The sequence below is a fragment of the Leifsonia xyli subsp. cynodontis genome (assembly GCF_050632205.1).
In the GTDB taxonomy this organism is placed as follows: Bacteria; Actinomycetota; Actinomycetes; order Actinomycetales; family Microbacteriaceae; genus Leifsonia; species Leifsonia xyli_D.
In genome coordinates this window covers 1,452,997-1,469,164 of sequence record NZ_CP192578.1, presented here as the reverse complement: position 1 = coordinate 1,469,164, position 16,168 = coordinate 1,452,997, and the positions used below count along the sequence as shown (strand labels likewise).

The window sequence follows — 16,168 nt, the reverse complement described above, 5'->3', positions numbered from 1 at the left end:
CCCGGCCGCCTGACGCGGCCGTCGATCGGGCCACCGCGCCCGGTCGCCCAGAGCAAGGAGCAGCCCGCATGGCAACCAACAACAAAGGCATCATCGACCCGCCCATCGACGAGCTCCTGTCGCGGGTCGAGTCGAAGTACGCCCTCGTCATCTTCGCGTCCAAGCGGGCCCGTCAGATCAACGACTACTACGCCGACCTGCACGAGGGCAGCCTGTTCGACAACGTCGGCCCGCTGGTCGACTCCTCCGTCGACGACAAGCCCCTCTCGGTCGCCCTTCACGAGATCAACGAGGACAAGCTCGTCGTGAAGCCGATCGCCGCCGAGTAGGCAGCATCCGCCGCACGCACCAGTAGAGCCGCAGACGACCGCCGCCGGGGAGCGACCCGGCGCAGGAGAGGTGCCGCCGTTGAGCCCACGATTGACCATCGTCGTCGGAGTGACCGGCGGCATCGCCGCATACAAAGCCGTCGGAGTCATCCGCGCCCTGGTCCTCGAAGGGCACTCGGTGCACGTGGTCGCCACGGAGGCCGCGCTGCGGTTCGTGGGTCGCCCGACGCTCGAGGCGATCAGCCGCAACCCCGTCGCGACGGACCTCTACGAGGGCGTCGCCGAGGTCAGGCACGTGGCGATCGGTCAGTCCGCCGACCTCATCGTCATCGCGCCGGCGACGGCGAACACGATCGCCAAGCTGGCCGCGGGCCTCGCCGACGACCTGCTCGGCAATACGGTCCTCGCATCCACCGCTCCGCTGGTCATCGCTCCCGCGATGCACACCGAGATGTGGCGCAATGCGGCCACCGTCGCGAACATCGCCACGCTGCGCAGCCGCGGCGTCACGGTCGTCGGCCCCGCCAGCGGGCAGCTCACCGGAGCCGACTCGGGTCCCGGCCGGATGGAGGAGCCCGAAGTCATCGTCCGCGCCGCTCTGCGCGCCGCCGGGGCGACCCCGCGCGCGGTGGAGGCGCCGGCGGCTCCCGCCCTCGCCCCTGCGCCGAACGACGTCGTGGTGCTCTCCGAGCGGCGGCGCGCCAACGAGGCGGCCCGGCGTCCGCGCGGAGGCGTCGACCTGGCGGGCAAGCGCGTCGTCGTCACTGCCGGCGGCACGCGCGAGCCGCTCGATCCGGTGCGCTTCCTCGGCAACCGCTCGAGCGGGCGCCAGGGCGTCGCGATCGCCAGCGCCGCGCAGGCCCGCGGCGCCGATGTGGTGCTGGTCGCCGCGCACCTCGAGGTCGAACCGCCCGAAGGCGTCGAGCTCATCGAGGTGCAGACCGCGCTCGAACTGCAGGCGGCGGTCGAAGAGGCCGCGCGGGCCGCCGACATCGTCGTGATGACCGCCGCGGTGGCCGACTACCGGCCGGCGCAGACGCGTGATGCGAAGATCAAGAAGTCGGAGCAGGGCGACACGCTGACGCTCGAGCTCGTCGCCAACCCCGACATCCTCGCCGGGCTGTCGGCGCACAAGCGCGACGGGCAGGTGGTCGTCGGCTTCGCGGCCGAGACGGAGCCCGACCCGCAGGCGCTCATCGAGCTGGGCCGCAGCAAGCTCGAGCACAAGGGCAGCGACTTCCTGGTGCTCAACCAGGTGGGATGGTCGCAGGGCTTCGCAACGGAGAGCAACGAGGTCGTGGTCCTGCGAAAGGGCGGCGATATAGTGATGGAGGCCTCGGGCAGCAAGCTGTCGGTGGCCGACCGTATCCTCGACGTCATCGCATAGCGCGTACGCGTCGGAGACCATCCGGTCGCGATCCTTCCACCCCGTCGACCAGGGAGAACCATGGCAGATCTGCGTCTCTTCACGTCCGAGTCCGTGACCGAAGGCCACCCGGACAAGATCTGCGACCAGATCTCCGACAGCATCCTGGACGCCCTGCTCACCGTCGACCCGCACAGCCGCGCCGCCGTCGAGACGCTCGTCACCACCGGGCTGGTGCATGTCGCCGGCGAGGTGACGACGCGCGGGTACGTCGAGATCCCGGCGCTCGTCCGCAACAAGCTGGTCGAGATCGGCTACGACTCGTCCGACGTCAGCTTCGACGGCACCCAGTGCGGCGTCTCCGTCTCGATCGGCGCGCAGTCCCCGGACATCGCGCAGGGCGTCGACAACGCGCTCGAGACCCGCGCCGAGCAGAGCCACGACGACCTCGACCGCCAGGGCGCGGGAGACCAGGGCATCATGTTCGGCTACGCGACGACCGAGACCCCGCAGTACATGCCGCTTCCGATCTGGCTCGCCCACCGGCTGGCCGAGCGTCTCGCGTCCGTCCGCAAGGACGGCGTGCTCGACTACCTCCGCCCCGACGGCAAGACGCAGGTCACCATCGGCTACGAGGGAGCCGTGCCGAAGTCGGTGCAGACCGTCGTGCTGTCGACGCAGCACGCGCCGCACGTCTCCAACGAGCAGCTGCAGGCCGAGATCGTGGAGGAGGTCATCAATCCCGTGCTCCACGGCGCCGGGCTCGAGACCGCGCACATCCGCACGCTCATCAACCCGACCGGCCGCTTCGAGATCGGCGGCCCGAAGGGCGACGCGGGGCTGACCGGGCGCAAGATCATCGTCGACACGTACGGGGGCGCATCCCGTCACGGCGGCGGCGCCTTCTCGGGCAAGGACCCGTCGAAGGTCGACCGCTCGGCCGCCTACGCGATGCGGTGGGTCGCCAAGAACGCCGTCGCGGCGGGATTCGCCGACCGCCTCGAAGTGCAGATCGCCTACGCGATCGGCAAGGCGGCGCCGGTCGGCCTCTACGTGGAGACCTTCGGCACCGGGAAGGTGCCCGAGCAGCGCATCATCGGCGCGATCCGCGACGTCTTCGACCTGCGCCCGGCCGCGATCATCCGCGACCTCGACCTGCTGCGCCCGATCTACGCGCAGACCGCCACCTACGGCCACTTCGGCCGCGAACTGCCCGAGTTCACCTGGGAGCGGATCGACCGCGTCGACGACCTGCGCTCGGCCGCGGGACTCTGACGGTGGCGGCGGCCGCACGGGTCGCCCGGGTGGTCATCGACTCGCCGCTTCCGCAGCTGGACCACCTCTTCGACTACGCGATCCCCGAGGAGCTCGCCGATTCGGCGGTGCCCGGCGTCCGCGTGCGGGTGCCGCTGCGCTCCGCCGGCCGGGTCGCCGACGGGTACCTGGTCGAGGTGGGGGAGCCGTCCGACGGGTTCGAGGGCACGCTGAGCCCGCTGGAGGCGGTCGTCTCGCCCGCGCGTGTGCTCACCCCCGAGGTGTGGCGGCTGGCCCGGCGGCTCGCGGACCGCAGCGCCGGGACGGCGAGCGACATCCTGCGCCTGGCGGTGCCGGGGCGGATGGTGCGCGTCGAGAAGGCGTGGCTGGCGGCGCGGGCGGCAGCGGCCGCGGACTCCGCTCCTCCCGCTCCTCCCGTTCCTCCCGTCCCTCCGGCTCGGTCGACTGGTGAGTCGGTGCGCGAATCCGGGCCGAGTGGTGAGTCGGTGGGCGAATCCGGGCCGAGTGGTGAGCAGATGTCGCTACTCGGCGGCGGCTCGGGCGCGCGGCGCGCGGCGGTTCCGGTGCGCGGGTACGGGGAGCGGGTGCTCGAGGATGCGGTCGCCCGCGACGAGCGGATCGCGCTGCGCGCCATCCCGCGGCTCGTGCCCCTGCCGGACGGCACGTGGGTGGGCGAGTGGGCCGTCACCCTCGCGGCGCTGGCGGCGGACTGCCAGCGCGGCGGCCGCACCGCCATCGTCGCGGTGCCGGACCACCGCGACCTGGAGCAGCTCTCGGCCGCCCTCGCGGCGATCGCGCCGGCGGAGGTCGTGGTGCGCGCCGACGCCGGCCAGGCGAACGCCGACCGCTACCGCGGCTTCCTCGAGGCGCTGTCCGGGCCGCGGATCGTCATCGGCAACCGGTCCGTCGTCTACGCGCCGGCTGAGCGGCTCGGCCTGATCGTGGTGTGGGAGGACAGTGACCCGCTGCACGCCGAACCGCTCAGCCCGTACGTGCACACGAGGGATGCGGCGCTCGTCCGCCAGGAGCTGGAGGGCTGTGCGCTCGTGCTGAGCGGCAACATCCGCAGCGTGGAGGCGCAGCGCCTGGTCGAACTCGGCTGGCTCCGCGACCTCGGCCCCGAGCGCGCGGTGACGTCGAAGGTCGTGCTGACCGCCAACCAGCAGGCGCCGGAGCCCATGGCCCGCGCCGCGCGCATCCCCTCGACCGCCTGGCGCGCCGCCCGGGAGGCCCTCGGCGGAGACAGCGGCCGCCCGCGCGGCCCGGTCCTCGTGCAGGTCGCCCGCCCCGGCTACGCGCCCGTGATCGCCTGCGCCAATTGCGGCCAGGCGGCGCGTTGCATGAACTGCAAGGGCCCGCTGCACCAGACGCGGGCGGGCGCGCCGCCGTCGTGTACCGTGTGCGGGCGCCTCGCCACCGACTGGCAGTGCGAGCACTGCGAGCACCGCCGGTTCCGGATGGTGACCGTCGGCTCCGGCCGGACCGCCGAGGAACTGGGCCGCGCGTTCCCCGGCACGCGCGTCATCCTGGCCGACGGCGACCACCCCGTTCAGCGCGTGAGCTCGGCGCCGGCCCTCGTCGTCGCCACCCGGGGAGCGGAGCCGATCGCCGAGGGCGGGTACCAGGCCGTGCTGCTGCTCGACGGCGAGCGGATGCTCGCGCGCGAGAGCCTGCACGTCGCGGAGGACTGCCTGCGCTGGTGGCAGAGCGCCGCCGGCCTCGCCGCGCCCGGCGCGCCGACCGTACTGGTGGGGGTGTCCGGCCCGCTGGCGCGCGACTTCGCGACCGGACGCCTCGTGGAGTTCGCCCGCGAGGAGCTCGCCGACCGCCGCGAACTGCGCTTCCCCCGCGGTGCGCCTCGCATCCGTGACCGGCACGGAGGCCACGGTCGCGGAGGTGCTGGCCGCGGTGGACCGGTCCCTGCTCATCGACGTGCTCGGCCCCGCCCCCGTGGAGCCGGAGGGACGCGCCGCCCGCTCGGGCCCGGACCTCGTCCGCGCCGTGCTCCGCTTCGACTACGCGCACGGTAACGGCGTCGCCGCGGAGGTCCGTGCCGCCGTCGTCAAGAACGCGACCCGTCGCCGCCGCGCGCCTGCCGGCAAGCCCGGCTACCGCCCGGCGCCGACCCTGCGCGTGCGTTTCGACGACCCCGAGATCCTCTGACCCGCTTGCGGCGCATCCATGGGACGCAACACGCCGTTTCGAGCGTCGTTGAACGGCGTGTCGCGTCCCACCGATGCGGCTGAACGAACGAGCGGTCCCGACATGCCGTCAACAGGAGCGGCATGACGGCGTGTCGGGACCAGTGGATGCGACCGGGCGGCATCGCGGGGCGCGACCGCCGCCCGCGGAGTAGGCTTGATCGCCGTCCCGACCGAAAGAACCTTCCCTCATGCGCATCGTCTTCGCCGGCACCCCCGCCGTCGCCATCCCGTCGCTCGAGGCCGTCGCGGCCCGGCACGAGGTGGTCGCCGTCGTCACCCGTGAGGATGCGCCGCTCGGCCGCAAGCGCGTGCTCACCCCCTCGCCGGTCGCCGCCGCGGCGGAGCGTCTCGGGCTCCCCGTGCTCAAGGCGAACCGCCTCCGCGAGGAGGTCACCGCCCGCATCGCCGACCTGCAGCCCGACCTCGGCGTGGTCGTCGCGTACGGCGGCCTGGTGCGCGAGCCGCTGCTGTCCCTTCCCCGGCTGGGCTGGGTCAACCTCCACTTCTCGCTGCTCCCGCGCTGGCGCGGCGCGGCGCCGGTGCAGCACGCCGTCATCGCGGGCGACACCGAGACCGGCGCCGCGGTCTTCCGGCTGGTCCCCGAGTTGGATGCGGGCGACGTCTTCTCCGAGCTCCGGCGCCCAGTCGGCGCGGACGAGACTGCCGGCGAGCTGCTCGACGCACTGTCGATCGACGGAGCTGCGCTGCTGGCGGACACGGTGGATGCGCTGGCCGCGGGCACCGCGACGGCGACGCCGCAGGACGGCGAGGTCACCCTCGCGCCGAAGCTCGGCATCGAGGACGCGCAGCTCGACCTCACAGCGCCCGCCGACCGCGTCTACGCCCGCCTGCGCGGCGTGACGCCCGAGCCCGGCGCTTTCGCGCTGCTGGGCGGCGAACGGTTCAAGATCCACGAGGCGCGACGGGCGACGGGCGAGCCGCCGCTCGAACCGGGAGCGGTGGAGGCGCGCGGGCGCAGCATCCTCGTCGGAACCGGCACCGATCCGCTCGAGCTCGTGACCGTGCAGCCCGCCGGGAAGCGCGCCATGGCCGCCGCCGACTGGTTCCGCGGAGCAGCGCAGTCCGCGACCTCCGGGCTGGTGCTCTCATGACGCCGCGCAACGGCCCCCGCAACGCCTCCCGCAACGCCGGCCGGGGCGGCAGCCGCGCGCCGCACACCGACGTGCAGCCCGCGCGCCGCGTCGCCTTCGACGTCATCCAGGCGGTCCGCGAGTCCGACGCCTACGCCAACCTGCTCCTGCCGACCCGCATCGACCGCGCCGCGCTCTCCCCGGCGGATGCTGGCCTCGCCACCGAGCTGACGTACGGCACGCTGCGCCTGCAGGGCTACTACGACCGCGTCATCGCGATCGCAGCCGGCCGCCCGGTCGACAAGATCGACCCGCCGCTCCTCGACGTCCTGCGCCTGGGCGCCCACCAGCTGCTCTCCACCCGTGTGGCCGCGCACGCCGCCGTGAACGAGTCCGTCGGCCTGGCCCGCACGGTCGGCAGCCGCTCGGGCACCGGCTTCGTCAACGGGGTGCTGCGCGAGATCGGCCGCCACACGCCCGACGAGTGGCGGGAGGAGGTGGCCCGCCGCGCGAAGAACGCGGACGACCGCCTCGCCGCCCTGTACTCGCACCCGGTGTGGGTGATCCGCGCGTTCCGCCGATCTCTGGAGGCGGAAGGACGCGGCGACGAGCTGGAGAGCCTGCTGGAGGCCGACAACACGGCCCCGCGGGTGAACCTGATCGCGCTGCCCGGGCTCGCCGACGCGCCGCAGGATGCGCAGCCCGACCGATTCTCGCCGCCCGGATTCACCGTCGGCGGGGGAGACCCGCAGCGTCTGGTCGAGGAGGCCGAGGGCCGCATCCGCGTGCAGGACGAGGGCTCGCAACTTGCCGCGCTCGCGCTCAGCCGGGCGCAGCCGGTCGTAGCAGGCGAGCGCTGGCTCGACCTCTGCGCCGGACCCGGCGGCAAGGCGGCGCTGCTCGCAGCGGAGGCACTGGCCGGCGGCGCCGAGCTGGTGGCGAACGAGCTGGTGCCCGCCCGCGCCGAGCTCGTGCGCCGGGCCCTGGCGCCCGTCCCGCTCGACGTCCCGGTGTGGGAGCTCGACGGCACGGCCGTCGGCGCCGAGCATCCGGAGGCGTTCGACCGCGTCCTGCTCGACGCACCGTGCACGGGCCTCGGCGCCCTCCGCCGTCGTCCGGAGGCGCGCTGGCGGAAGTCGCCGCGCGACGTCGCCGAGCTGACGAAGCTGCAGGCGGCGCTGCTCGACTCGGCCGTCGCCGCGCTGAAGCCCGGCGGCCTGCTCGCCTACGTGACCTGCTCGCCGCACGTCGCGGAGACGCGCGGGATCGTCGCGGATGCGCTGGAGCGTCACGCGGGCACGCTCGAGCAGGAGGAGACCGCGACCGTTGTGCAGTCCTTCGCCGCCGAGCGCCTCGACCTCGCCGGCGACGCCTCCACGGTGCAGCTGTGGCCGCACCGCCACCTCACCGACGCCATGTTCATCGCGCTGCTGCGCAAGCGCTCAGCCTAGCGACGCCGGCCCCGGCCCGCTCCGCCTAGGCTGGGGGCATGGGACACGTGCGCATCAACCCGAGCATCCTGGCGGCCGATTTCGTCAACATGCAGAGCGAGCTGCAGCGGATCGACACGGCCGACCTGGTGCACGTGGATGTGATGGACAACCACTTCGTCCCGAATCTGACCTTCGGGCCGCAGATGGTGGGCCGCATCCAGGATGTGAGCCCGATCCCGCTGGATGTGCACCTGATGATCGACGACCCGGACCGCTGGGCCCTCGGGTACGCCGAACTGGGCGCGTACTCGGTCACGTTCCACGCGGAGGCGGCGCACGATCCCATCGCCCTGGCGCGCCGGCTGCGCGCGATCGGCTCGCGTGCCGGCATCGCCCTCAAGCCGGGCACGGGAGTCGAGCCGTACCTCGACCTCCTGGAGGAGTTCGACCAGGTGCTCGTGATGACCGTCGAGCCGGGCTTCGGCGGCCAGTCGTTCATGCCGGAGACCATGCCCAAGCTGGTCGCCCTCCGCGAGGCGGTCGAGGCGCGCGGGCTCGATGTGTGGCTGCAGGTCGACGGGGGCGTGACCGAGGAGACGATCGTCACCGCGGCCGCAGCAGGCGCCGACACCTTCGTCGCGGGCTCCAGCGTGTTCCGCGGCGAGCCGGCCGAGCGGATCGCCTCGCTGCGCGACGCCGCGTCGGCGCACGTGCACTGACCGCGTCCGACGGCCCCGGCCGGGCCCGGTACGCTTGACTCGTGAAAACCTTCGACGACCTCTTCGCCGAGCTGAGCGAGAAAGCCGAGACGCGTCCGGATGGTTCCGGCACGGTCCGCGAGCTCGACGCCGGCGTGCACGCCATCGGCAAGAAGATCGTCGAGGAGGCCGCGGAGGTCTGGATGGCCGCCGAGTACGAGTCCGACGATGCGCTGGCCGAGGAGGCCTCGCAGCTGCTCTACCACCTGCAGGTCCTGCTGCTGGCGAAGGGGCTGACCCCGGCCGACGTGTACCGACATCTGTGATGGTTCGACCTCCATCCACTGCTCGTCGACCACGAAAGACTCACCATGCTCAAGATCGCCGTTCCCAACAAGGGCTCCCTCTCCGAGACCGCGGCGCAGATGCTGCACGAGGCCGGGTACGTCGGCCGCCGCGATCCGAAGGAGCTGATCGTCACCGACGCCCGCAACGGCGTCGAGTTCTTCTACCTGCGTCCGCGCGACATCGCCACCTATGTCGGCTCCGGTGCCCTCGACGTGGGCATCACCGGCCGCGACCTGCTGCTCGACTCCGGGTCTCCCGCCGCCGAGATCGAGGCGCTCGACTTCGCCGCCTCCACCTTCCGCTTCGCCGGCCCGGCCGGCGTGTTCACCGAGCTGAGCGACCTGGAGGGCAAGCGCGTCGCGACGAGCTACCCGGGGCTGGTCGGCGCGTTCCTCGGCGAGAACGGCGTCAGCGCGTCCCTCATCAAGCTCGACGGCGCGGTGGAGTCCGCCGTGCGCCTGGGCGTGGCGGATGCGGTCGCCGACGTGGTCGAGACCGGGTCGACACTGCGCAAGCAGGGGCTGGAGATCTTCGGCCCGGTCATCCTGGAGTCGGAGGCCGTGCTGATCTCCTCGCCGCGCCCCGTCTCGGGGGTCGACACACTGGTGCGCCGGCTGCAGGGCGTCATGCTCGCGCGGCAGTACGTGCTGATCGACTACAACCTGCCGGTCGCCCTGCTGGATGCGGCCGTCGCGCTCACCCCGGGCGTCGAGTCGCCGACCGTGTCGCCGCTGGGCGAGCCCGACTGGGTGGCGGTCCGGGTGATGATCAAGTCCGACCAGACCAACGGCATCATGGACGACCTGTACGAACTGGGCGCCCGGGCCATCCTGGTCACGTCCATCCACGCTGCGCGGATCTGATGGGCGTCTCGGTCCGGGTGATCCCCTGCCTCGACGTGGCCGCCGGCCGCGTGGTGAAGGGCGTCAACTTCCAGAACCTGCGCGACCAGGGCGACCCGGTGGAGCTGGCGCGCCGGTACTTCGAGCAGGGCGCCGACGAGTTGACCTTCCTGGATGTGACGGCGACGGTCGACGATCGGGCCACCACCTACGACGTGGTGCGGGCGACGGCCGAGCAGGTCTTCATCCCGCTGACCGTGGGCGGCGGCGTGCGCAGCCCGGAGGATGTGGCCAAGCTGCTCGGGCACGGGGCCGACAAGGTGGGCGTCAACTCGGCCGCGATCGCGCGGCCGGAGCTGATCGCCGAGATCGCCGCGCGGTTCGGCGCCCAGGTGCTCGTGCTCTCTCTGGATGTGAAGCGCTCGGCATCGACCCCGTCCGGCTTCGTGGTCACGACCCACGGCGGCCGCACCGAGACCGACCTGGATGCGCTGGAGTGGGCCGCACGTGCGATCGAGCTGGGCGCGGGGGAGCTGCTGGTCAACTCCATCGACGCCGACGGCACCAAGGAGGGCTTCGACCTGGAGCTCATCCGCGAGATGCGCGCGATCAGCCACGTGCCGGTGATCGCCTCGGGCGGCGCCGGACGGCTGGCCGACTTCGTCCCGGCGATCGAGGCGGGAGCCGACGCCGTGCTCGCGGCGAGCGTGTTCCACCAGGGCGAGCTGACCATCGCGCAGGTGAAGGACGAACTGGCTGCGGCCGGGATGGAGGTCCGACGATGAACGCCACGGGCGACGCGACGACGCCGAACGCGACCGACGCCGGTGCGGTGCTGGAGCGCATCCGCTTCACCGATCAGGGGCTGGTGCCCGCGATCATCCAGCAGTGGGACACCCGCGAGGTGCTCATGATGGGGTGGATGGACGCCGAGGCGGTCCGCCGCACCATGAGCGAGGGCCGGGTCACCTTCTGGTCGCGCTCGCGCAAGGAGTACTGGCGCAAGGGCGACACGTCCGGTCACGTGCAGTACGTCAAGGGCGCGGCGCTCGACTGCGACGGCGACACCCTGCTGGTCACGGTCGACCAGGTCGGCGCGGCCTGCCACACCGGCACGCGCACCTGCTTCGACGCGGATGTGCTGCAGCCGGCCACCGGCGCGAGTCCCGACATCGAGGCGGCCGACCTGTGAGCGGCGCGGCGATCGACACGGCCGCGGCCACCACGTCGCGGGCCGGTTTCGACGCGCTCGTGGCGGAGCACCGGGTGGTCCCGGTCGCCCGCGAGCTCTTCGCCGACGGTGAGACGCCGGTCGGCATCTACCGCAAGCTCGCGGCGGGCCGCCCGGGCACGTTCCTCCTCGAGTCCGCCGAGCAGGGCGGCATCTGGTCGCGCTTCTCGTTCGTCGGCGCTGCGTCCTTCGGGGTGCTCACCCAGCAGGGCGACGCCGTGCAGTGGCTCGACTACGGCCTCCCGGCCGAGCGCGCGATCGGCACCGCCGCATCGCTGCGTCCGCTGGAGGCGCTGGCCGCGCTGCACGCGCGCTGGCAGACGCCGCGCATCCCGGGCCTCCCTCCGCTGACCGGGGGCCTGGTCGGCTTCATCGGCTGGGAGGCGATCCGCCAGATCGAGCGTCTGCCCGACGCGCCGCCCGCCGACGTGGATGTGCCCGGCCAGGCGCTCGCGTTCGTCGCCGACCTCGTGGTCATCGACCACCGCTCCGGCACCGTGAAGCTGATCGCCAACGCGCTGGCCGACGGCGTCGACGACGCAGACACCCTCTGGGCGGATGCGCAGCGGCGCCTCGACCGGATGCAGGCGGAGCTCGCCCGGCCGTCCGAGGCGTGGCTGGCCGACGTCGACCTCGGGACTCCGGCGCAGCCCGTCTCGCGTACGCGCCGGGACGACTTCCTGGCCTCCGTCGTGACGGCGAAGGAGCGCATCGTCGACGGCGACATCTTCCAGGTCGTCATCTCGCAGCGCTTCGAGCTCGAGTGCACCGCGCCGGCCCTCGACGTCTACCGCGTGCTTCGCGCCCTCAACCCGAGCCCGTACATGTACCTGTTGTCGCTCGAGAAGCCCGACGGCGAGCCCTACCAGATCGTCGGCTCGTCGCCCGAGGCCCTGGTGAAGGTGCAGGAGGGACGCGCGTTCACGCATCCCATCGCCGGGTCCCGCCCGCGCGGCGCGAGCCCGGAGGAGGACCTCGACCTGGAGGCGTCCCTCCTCGCCGACGACAAGGAGCGCGCCGAGCACCTGATGCTCGTCGACCTGGCCCGCAACGACCTGCTCAAGGTCTGCGCCGCAGGCACGGTCGAGGTCACCGAGTTCATGCGCATCGAGCGGTTCAGCCACATCATGCACATCGTCTCGTCGGTGGAGGGCGACCTGCTGCCGGACGCATCCGCCATCGACGTGTTCCGCGCGACGTTCCCGGCCGGAACGCTCTCCGGTGCGCCGAAGCCGATGGCGCTGCGGATCATCGACGAGCTCGAGCCGGTGCAGCGCGGCGTCTACGGCGGCGTGATCGGCTACTTCGACTTCGCCGGGGACGCGGATCTCGCCATCGCGATCCGCACCGCGACCATCATGGGCGGCGTCGCGCGCGTGCAGGCCGGCGGAGGACTGGTGGCCGACTCGGTGCCCGAGAGCGAGTTCCAGGAGTCGCAGAACAAGGCGGCCGCTCCGCTGCGCGCGGTGGCGGTCGCGAATGCGATGAAGCGGGTGCCCGGTGCCGACTGAGACCGGCAGTGCCCGCCGCGTGAAGTACACGACCCTGCTGCTCTTCGTCGTCGGGAGCGTGCTGGCGCTGCTGGCCGCGACCCAGACCTGGTTCTCGATCCGTCTGAGCGACACCGCCGAGCACGCGGCGACCATCACCGTGGCCGGATCGGTGGCCGCACCGGCGCTCACCGCCCTCGCGCTCGCGGGACTCGCGCTGACCGCCGCACTGGCGATCGCCGGCCCCGTGTTCCGGATCGTGCTGGCGCTGCTCGGCCTGCTGCTCGGCGTCTCGATGCTGGTCTCGGCGATCACGGCCCTGTCGGATGCGGTGCGCGCGGCGGCGTCGGCGATCACGACCGCGACGGGCGTGGCGGGGGACGCATCCATCCGCCACCTCGTGCACTCGGTCGAGGTCGGCTTCTGGCCGTGGCTCGCCGTCGTCGCCGGGGTCGTCATCATCTTCGCGAGCGCGGCCGTCGTCGTGTGCTCGCGCCTCTGGCCCGGGCCGTCGCGCAAGTACCAGACCCGGTTCGAGGGGAGGACGGCCGCCCCGCCGGCGAGGTCGTGGCCGAGGCAGCGGACGCCCGCGACGAGCCCCAGGCGGAGGCCGCCGAGGCCGCCGCCGACACGCCCGGAGAGCCCGCCGCCCTCGACCGCGACACCGCGATCGACAGCTGGGACGAGCTCACCCGAGGCGACGACCCGACACGGTGAACCACTAGACTGGACGCGTTCCATCCCTCGTGCGCGGCCGGACGGCAGCGCACCCGACGTGCAGGAGTCCCATGAGCAGCGAGTCAGTCGAGCCAGGCCACGGTCACTCGCCGGCGGCGTGGACGGCCGTGATCATCATGCTGGTCGCGTTCACGATCGGCGCGATCGCGTTCTTCTTCGACGCCCCCATCATCGTCTGGGCGGCTGCGGGACTCGCGATCATCGGGCTCATCGTCGGCTGGGTCATGAAGCGCGCGGGCTACGGAGTGGGCGGCTCCAAGTACACCCCGAAGGGCCACTGATCCGTGCTCGCCGACCTCGTCGCCGGCGCGCTCGAGGACGCTGAGCGGAGGCGCACCGAGCGTCCCCTCGCCCGGGTCGAGGCGGCCGCTCTGGCACGCCCCGCGGCCCTGGACGCCCTCGCGGCCCTCGCTCCGGCGGAGCGCGTCAAGATCATCGCGGAGGTGAAGCGCGCGAGCCCCTCGCGCGGTTCGCTCGCCGCCATCCCCGACCCCGCCGCGCTGGCCGTCTCGTACGAGACCGGCGGCGCCAGCGCCATCAGCGTGCTGACCGAGGAGCGCAAGTTCCGCGGGTCGCTGGCCGACCTCGAAGCCGTTCGCGACGCCGTGTCCATCCCGGTGCTGCGCAAGGAGTTCGTCGCCGATCCGTACCAGGTGTTCGAGGCCCGCGCAGCGGGCGCCGACCTCGTGCTGCTGATCGTCGCGGCGCTGGAGCAGAAGCAGCTGGTCGAGCTGCACGAGCTGATCACGCAGCTCGGCATGACCGCCCTGGTGGAGGCGCACTCGGCCGACGAGCTCAGCCGCGCGCTCGACACCGGCGCCGGCCTCGTGGGCGTGAACGCCCGCGACCTCACCACGTTCGAGCTGGATCGGGACCTGTTCGGCCGCCTGGCCGACCGCATCCCGTCCGGCGTCATCCGCGTCGCGGAGTCCGCCGTGAAGTCGGCCGACGACGTCGCGCACTACCGGGCGGCGGGCGCGGATGTCGTGCTCGTCGGCGAGGCGCTCGTCACGAGCGACCCCGTCGCAACGCTCGAAGAGTTTCTGGGAGTCTGATGTCCCTCCGCACTGAGCAGGGTCCGTACTTCGGCGAGTTCGGCGGACGGTTCGTCCCCGAGTCGCTGGTCGCCGCACTCGACGAGCTGTCGGCGGCGTGGGAGGAGGCCAAGGCCGATCCCGCGTTCCACGCCGAGCTCGACGAGCTGCACCGCAGCTACACCGGCCGTCCGTCGATCATCACCGAGGTGCCGCGCTTCGCCGAGGCTGCCGGCGGTGCGCGCATCATCCTGAAGCGCGAAGACCTGAACCACACCGGCTCGCACAAGATCAACAACGTGCTCGGCCAGGCCATCCTGACCAAGCGCATCGGCAAGACCCGCGTGATCGCCGAGACCGGCGCCGGTCAGCACGGCGTCGCCACGGCCACCGCGGCTGCGCTGTTCGGCCTCGAGTGCACGATCTACATGGGCGAGGTCGACACTGAGCGCCAGGCGCTCAACGTCGCCCGGATGCGCCTGCTCGGCGCCGAGGTCGTCGCGGTCAAGACCGGCTCCCGCACGCTCAAGGACGCCATCAACGACGCGATGCGCGACTGGGTCACGAACGTCGAGCACACCAACTACATCTTCGGCACGGTCGCAGGGCCCCATCCCTTCCCGGCGATGGTCCGCGACCTGCAGAAGATCATCGGCGAGGAGGCGCGGGAGCAGGTGCTCGCGCTGACCGGCCGCCTGCCGGACGCCGTCGCCGCGTGCGTCGGCGGCGGGTCGAACGCGATGGGAATCTTCCACGCGTTCCTCGACGACGAGGATGTGCGCCTGGTCGGCTACGAGGCAGGCGGCGAGGGCGCCCACACGCCGCGGCACGCCGCGACGATCACCAAGGGCCGTCCCGGCGTGCTGCACGGCGCCCGCTCGATGCTGCTGCAGGACGAGGACGGCCAGACCATCGAGTCGCACTCGATCTCGGCGGGGCTCGACTACCCGGGCGTCGGACCGGAGCACGCGTGGCTCGCGAAGATCGGCCGCGCCGAGTACGTGCCCGTCTCCGATGCGGAGGCCATGGAGGCGCTGCGCCTGCTGAGCCGCACCGAGGGAATCATCCCCGCCATCGAGTCCTCGCACGCCCTCGCCGGCGCGCTGGCCCTCGGACGCGAGCTCGGACCGGACGGCATCGTGCTCGTCAACCTCAGCGGTCGCGGCGACAAGGACATGGAGACGGCCGGCCGCTACTTCGACCTCATCGACGCGGACGCGGTGCAGTCGTGAGCGGCGTCGTGGTGAGCCGCGTCGCCGACACGATCGCGCGGCGCAACGCCGAGGCGGGTGGCGCGCTGATCGGCTACCTGCCCGCCGGCTTCCCGGACCTCAGCACGAGCGTCGAGGCCGCCGTGGCGCTGGCGCAGAACGGCGTCGACGTCATCGAGCTGGGCCTCCCGTACTCCGACCCGGTGATGGACGGCACGGTCATCCAGGCCGCCACGCAGCAGGCGCTGAGTGCGGGCTTCCGCCTGCGCGACGGCTTCACCGCCGTGCGCGAGATCACTGCGCAGGTCGACATCCCCGTCCTCGTCATGACGTACTGGAACCCGGTGCTGCAGTACGGCGTCGACCGTTTCGCCGACGACCTCGCCGAGGCCGGGGGAGCGGGCCTCATCACGCCCGACCTCATCCCGGACGAGGGCGCCGACTGGCTCGCCGCCTCCGACCGCGCGGGCCTCGACCGCGTGTTCCTCGCCGCCCCCAGTTCATCCGACGCCCGCCTCCGGCAGGCCGTCGAGTACAGCCGCGGGTTCGTGTACGCGGTCTCTACGATGGGCATCACCGGCGCCCGGACGGATGTGGATGCTGCTGCGCGCACGCTCGTCGGCCGCCTGCGCGACGCGGGCGCCACGAGCGCGTGCGTCGGTCTCGGCATCTCGTCCGCGGCGCAGGTCGCCGAGGTGCTCGAGTACGCGGACGGCGCCATCGTCGGCTCGGCGCTGGTCAAGGCGCTCGGCGACGGCGGGGTGGCGGAGGCGGGCCGTGTGGCCGCCGAGCTCGCCCGCGGCACGATCCGCGGCTGACCGCGCCCTAAACCAAGGTGTCAGCGCGACACGTCGCGCGCATCCCAATCTGATCGAAAG

Annotated in this window: 16 protein-coding genes and 2 pseudogenes; all 18 read left to right on the top strand. The window is 72.7% G+C overall.

What is annotated here, in order from left to right; genetic code table 11:
* The first annotated feature begins 68 nt into the window (after positions 1-68).
* Positions 69-329: a DNA-directed RNA polymerase subunit omega gene (gene rpoZ / locus ACQ86M_RS07275; protein WP_431221387.1), complete on the top strand. Its 261-nt coding sequence runs from the start codon at positions 69-71 to the stop codon at positions 327-329.
* A 91-nt stretch (positions 330-420) separates the two neighbouring features.
* Complete coding sequence (locus tag ACQ86M_RS07270) at positions 421-1,716, top strand: bifunctional phosphopantothenoylcysteine decarboxylase/phosphopantothenate synthase (protein ID WP_431247860.1); 1,296 nt, start codon at positions 421-423, stop codon at positions 1,714-1,716.
* A gap of 60 nt (positions 1,717-1,776) precedes the next feature.
* Complete coding sequence (gene metK / locus ACQ86M_RS07265; RefSeq protein ID WP_431247577.1) at positions 1,777-2,970, top strand: methionine adenosyltransferase; 1,194 nt, start codon at positions 1,777-1,779, stop codon at positions 2,968-2,970.
* 2 nt (positions 2,971-2,972) lie between these two features.
* Positions 2,973-5,133 (top strand): annotated as a pseudogene (locus tag ACQ86M_RS07260) (primosomal protein N').
* 229 nt (positions 5,134-5,362) lie between these two features.
* Positions 5,363-6,286 carry a methionyl-tRNA formyltransferase gene (fmt, locus tag ACQ86M_RS07255; protein ID WP_431247576.1) on the top strand — a complete coding sequence of 308 codons (924 nt, stop codon included), beginning with the start codon at positions 5,363-5,365 and terminating at the stop codon, positions 6,284-6,286.
* On the top strand, positions 6,283-7,716 hold the full coding sequence (locus ACQ86M_RS07250; RefSeq protein WP_431247575.1) for an RsmB/NOP family class I SAM-dependent RNA methyltransferase: 1,434 nt from the start codon (positions 6,283-6,285) through the stop codon (positions 7,714-7,716). The genes fmt and ACQ86M_RS07250 overlap by 4 nt, the downstream gene beginning before the upstream one ends.
* A gap of 38 nt (positions 7,717-7,754) precedes the next feature.
* Complete coding sequence (gene rpe, locus ACQ86M_RS07245) at positions 7,755-8,417, top strand: ribulose-phosphate 3-epimerase (protein WP_431247574.1); 663 nt, start codon at positions 7,755-7,757, stop codon at positions 8,415-8,417.
* A 41-nt stretch (positions 8,418-8,458) separates the two neighbouring features.
* Positions 8,459-8,722 carry a phosphoribosyl-ATP diphosphatase gene (locus ACQ86M_RS07240; protein ID WP_431247573.1) on the top strand — a complete coding sequence of 88 codons (264 nt, stop codon included), beginning with the start codon at positions 8,459-8,461 and terminating at the stop codon, positions 8,720-8,722.
* 45 nt (positions 8,723-8,767) lie between these two features.
* Complete coding sequence (gene hisG, locus ACQ86M_RS07235) at positions 8,768-9,607, top strand: ATP phosphoribosyltransferase (protein WP_431221380.1); 840 nt, start codon at positions 8,768-8,770, stop codon at positions 9,605-9,607.
* Positions 9,607-10,371 carry an imidazole glycerol phosphate synthase subunit HisF gene (hisF, locus tag ACQ86M_RS07230; RefSeq protein ID WP_431247572.1) on the top strand — a complete coding sequence of 255 codons (765 nt, stop codon included), beginning with the start codon at positions 9,607-9,609 and terminating at the stop codon, positions 10,369-10,371. The genes hisG and hisF overlap by 1 nt, the downstream gene beginning before the upstream one ends.
* Positions 10,368-10,778, top strand: coding sequence for a phosphoribosyl-AMP cyclohydrolase (gene hisI, locus ACQ86M_RS07225; protein ID WP_431247571.1), 411 nt, complete (start codon positions 10,368-10,370; stop codon positions 10,776-10,778). The genes hisF and hisI overlap by 4 nt, the downstream gene beginning before the upstream one ends.
* Positions 10,775-12,328 carry an anthranilate synthase component I gene (locus tag ACQ86M_RS07220; RefSeq protein ID WP_431247570.1) on the top strand — a complete coding sequence of 518 codons (1,554 nt, stop codon included), beginning with the start codon at positions 10,775-10,777 and terminating at the stop codon, positions 12,326-12,328. The genes hisI and ACQ86M_RS07220 overlap by 4 nt, the downstream gene beginning before the upstream one ends.
* Positions 12,318-12,809 (top strand): annotated as a pseudogene (locus ACQ86M_RS07215) (Trp biosynthesis-associated membrane protein); the annotation flags it as partial. The gene ACQ86M_RS07220 and the pseudogene ACQ86M_RS07215, both read left to right, overlap by 11 nt.
* Before the next feature lie 65 nt (positions 12,810-12,874).
* Positions 12,875-13,024 (top strand): hypothetical protein, encoded by a 150-nt coding sequence (locus ACQ86M_RS07210; RefSeq protein ID WP_431247569.1) that lies wholly within the window; start codon positions 12,875-12,877, stop codon positions 13,022-13,024.
* Between the two features lie 71 nt (positions 13,025-13,095).
* Complete coding sequence (locus ACQ86M_RS07205) at positions 13,096-13,326, top strand: DUF6704 family protein (protein WP_431221375.1); 231 nt, start codon at positions 13,096-13,098, stop codon at positions 13,324-13,326.
* A 3-nt stretch (positions 13,327-13,329) separates the two neighbouring features.
* The gene (gene trpC, locus ACQ86M_RS07200) at positions 13,330-14,100 is read left to right on the top strand and encodes an indole-3-glycerol phosphate synthase TrpC (RefSeq protein ID WP_431247568.1); all 771 of its coding nucleotides are present in this window, start codon (positions 13,330-13,332) and stop codon (positions 14,098-14,100) included.
* Positions 14,100-15,311 carry a tryptophan synthase subunit beta gene (gene trpB / locus ACQ86M_RS07195; protein WP_431247567.1) on the top strand — a complete coding sequence of 404 codons (1,212 nt, stop codon included), beginning with the start codon at positions 14,100-14,102 and terminating at the stop codon, positions 15,309-15,311. The genes trpC and trpB overlap by 1 nt, the downstream gene beginning before the upstream one ends.
* Positions 15,308-16,108: a tryptophan synthase subunit alpha gene (trpA, locus tag ACQ86M_RS07190; protein WP_431221372.1), complete on the top strand. Its 801-nt coding sequence runs from the start codon at positions 15,308-15,310 to the stop codon at positions 16,106-16,108. The genes trpB and trpA overlap by 4 nt, the downstream gene beginning before the upstream one ends.
* Positions 16,109-16,168: the final 60 nt, after the last annotated feature.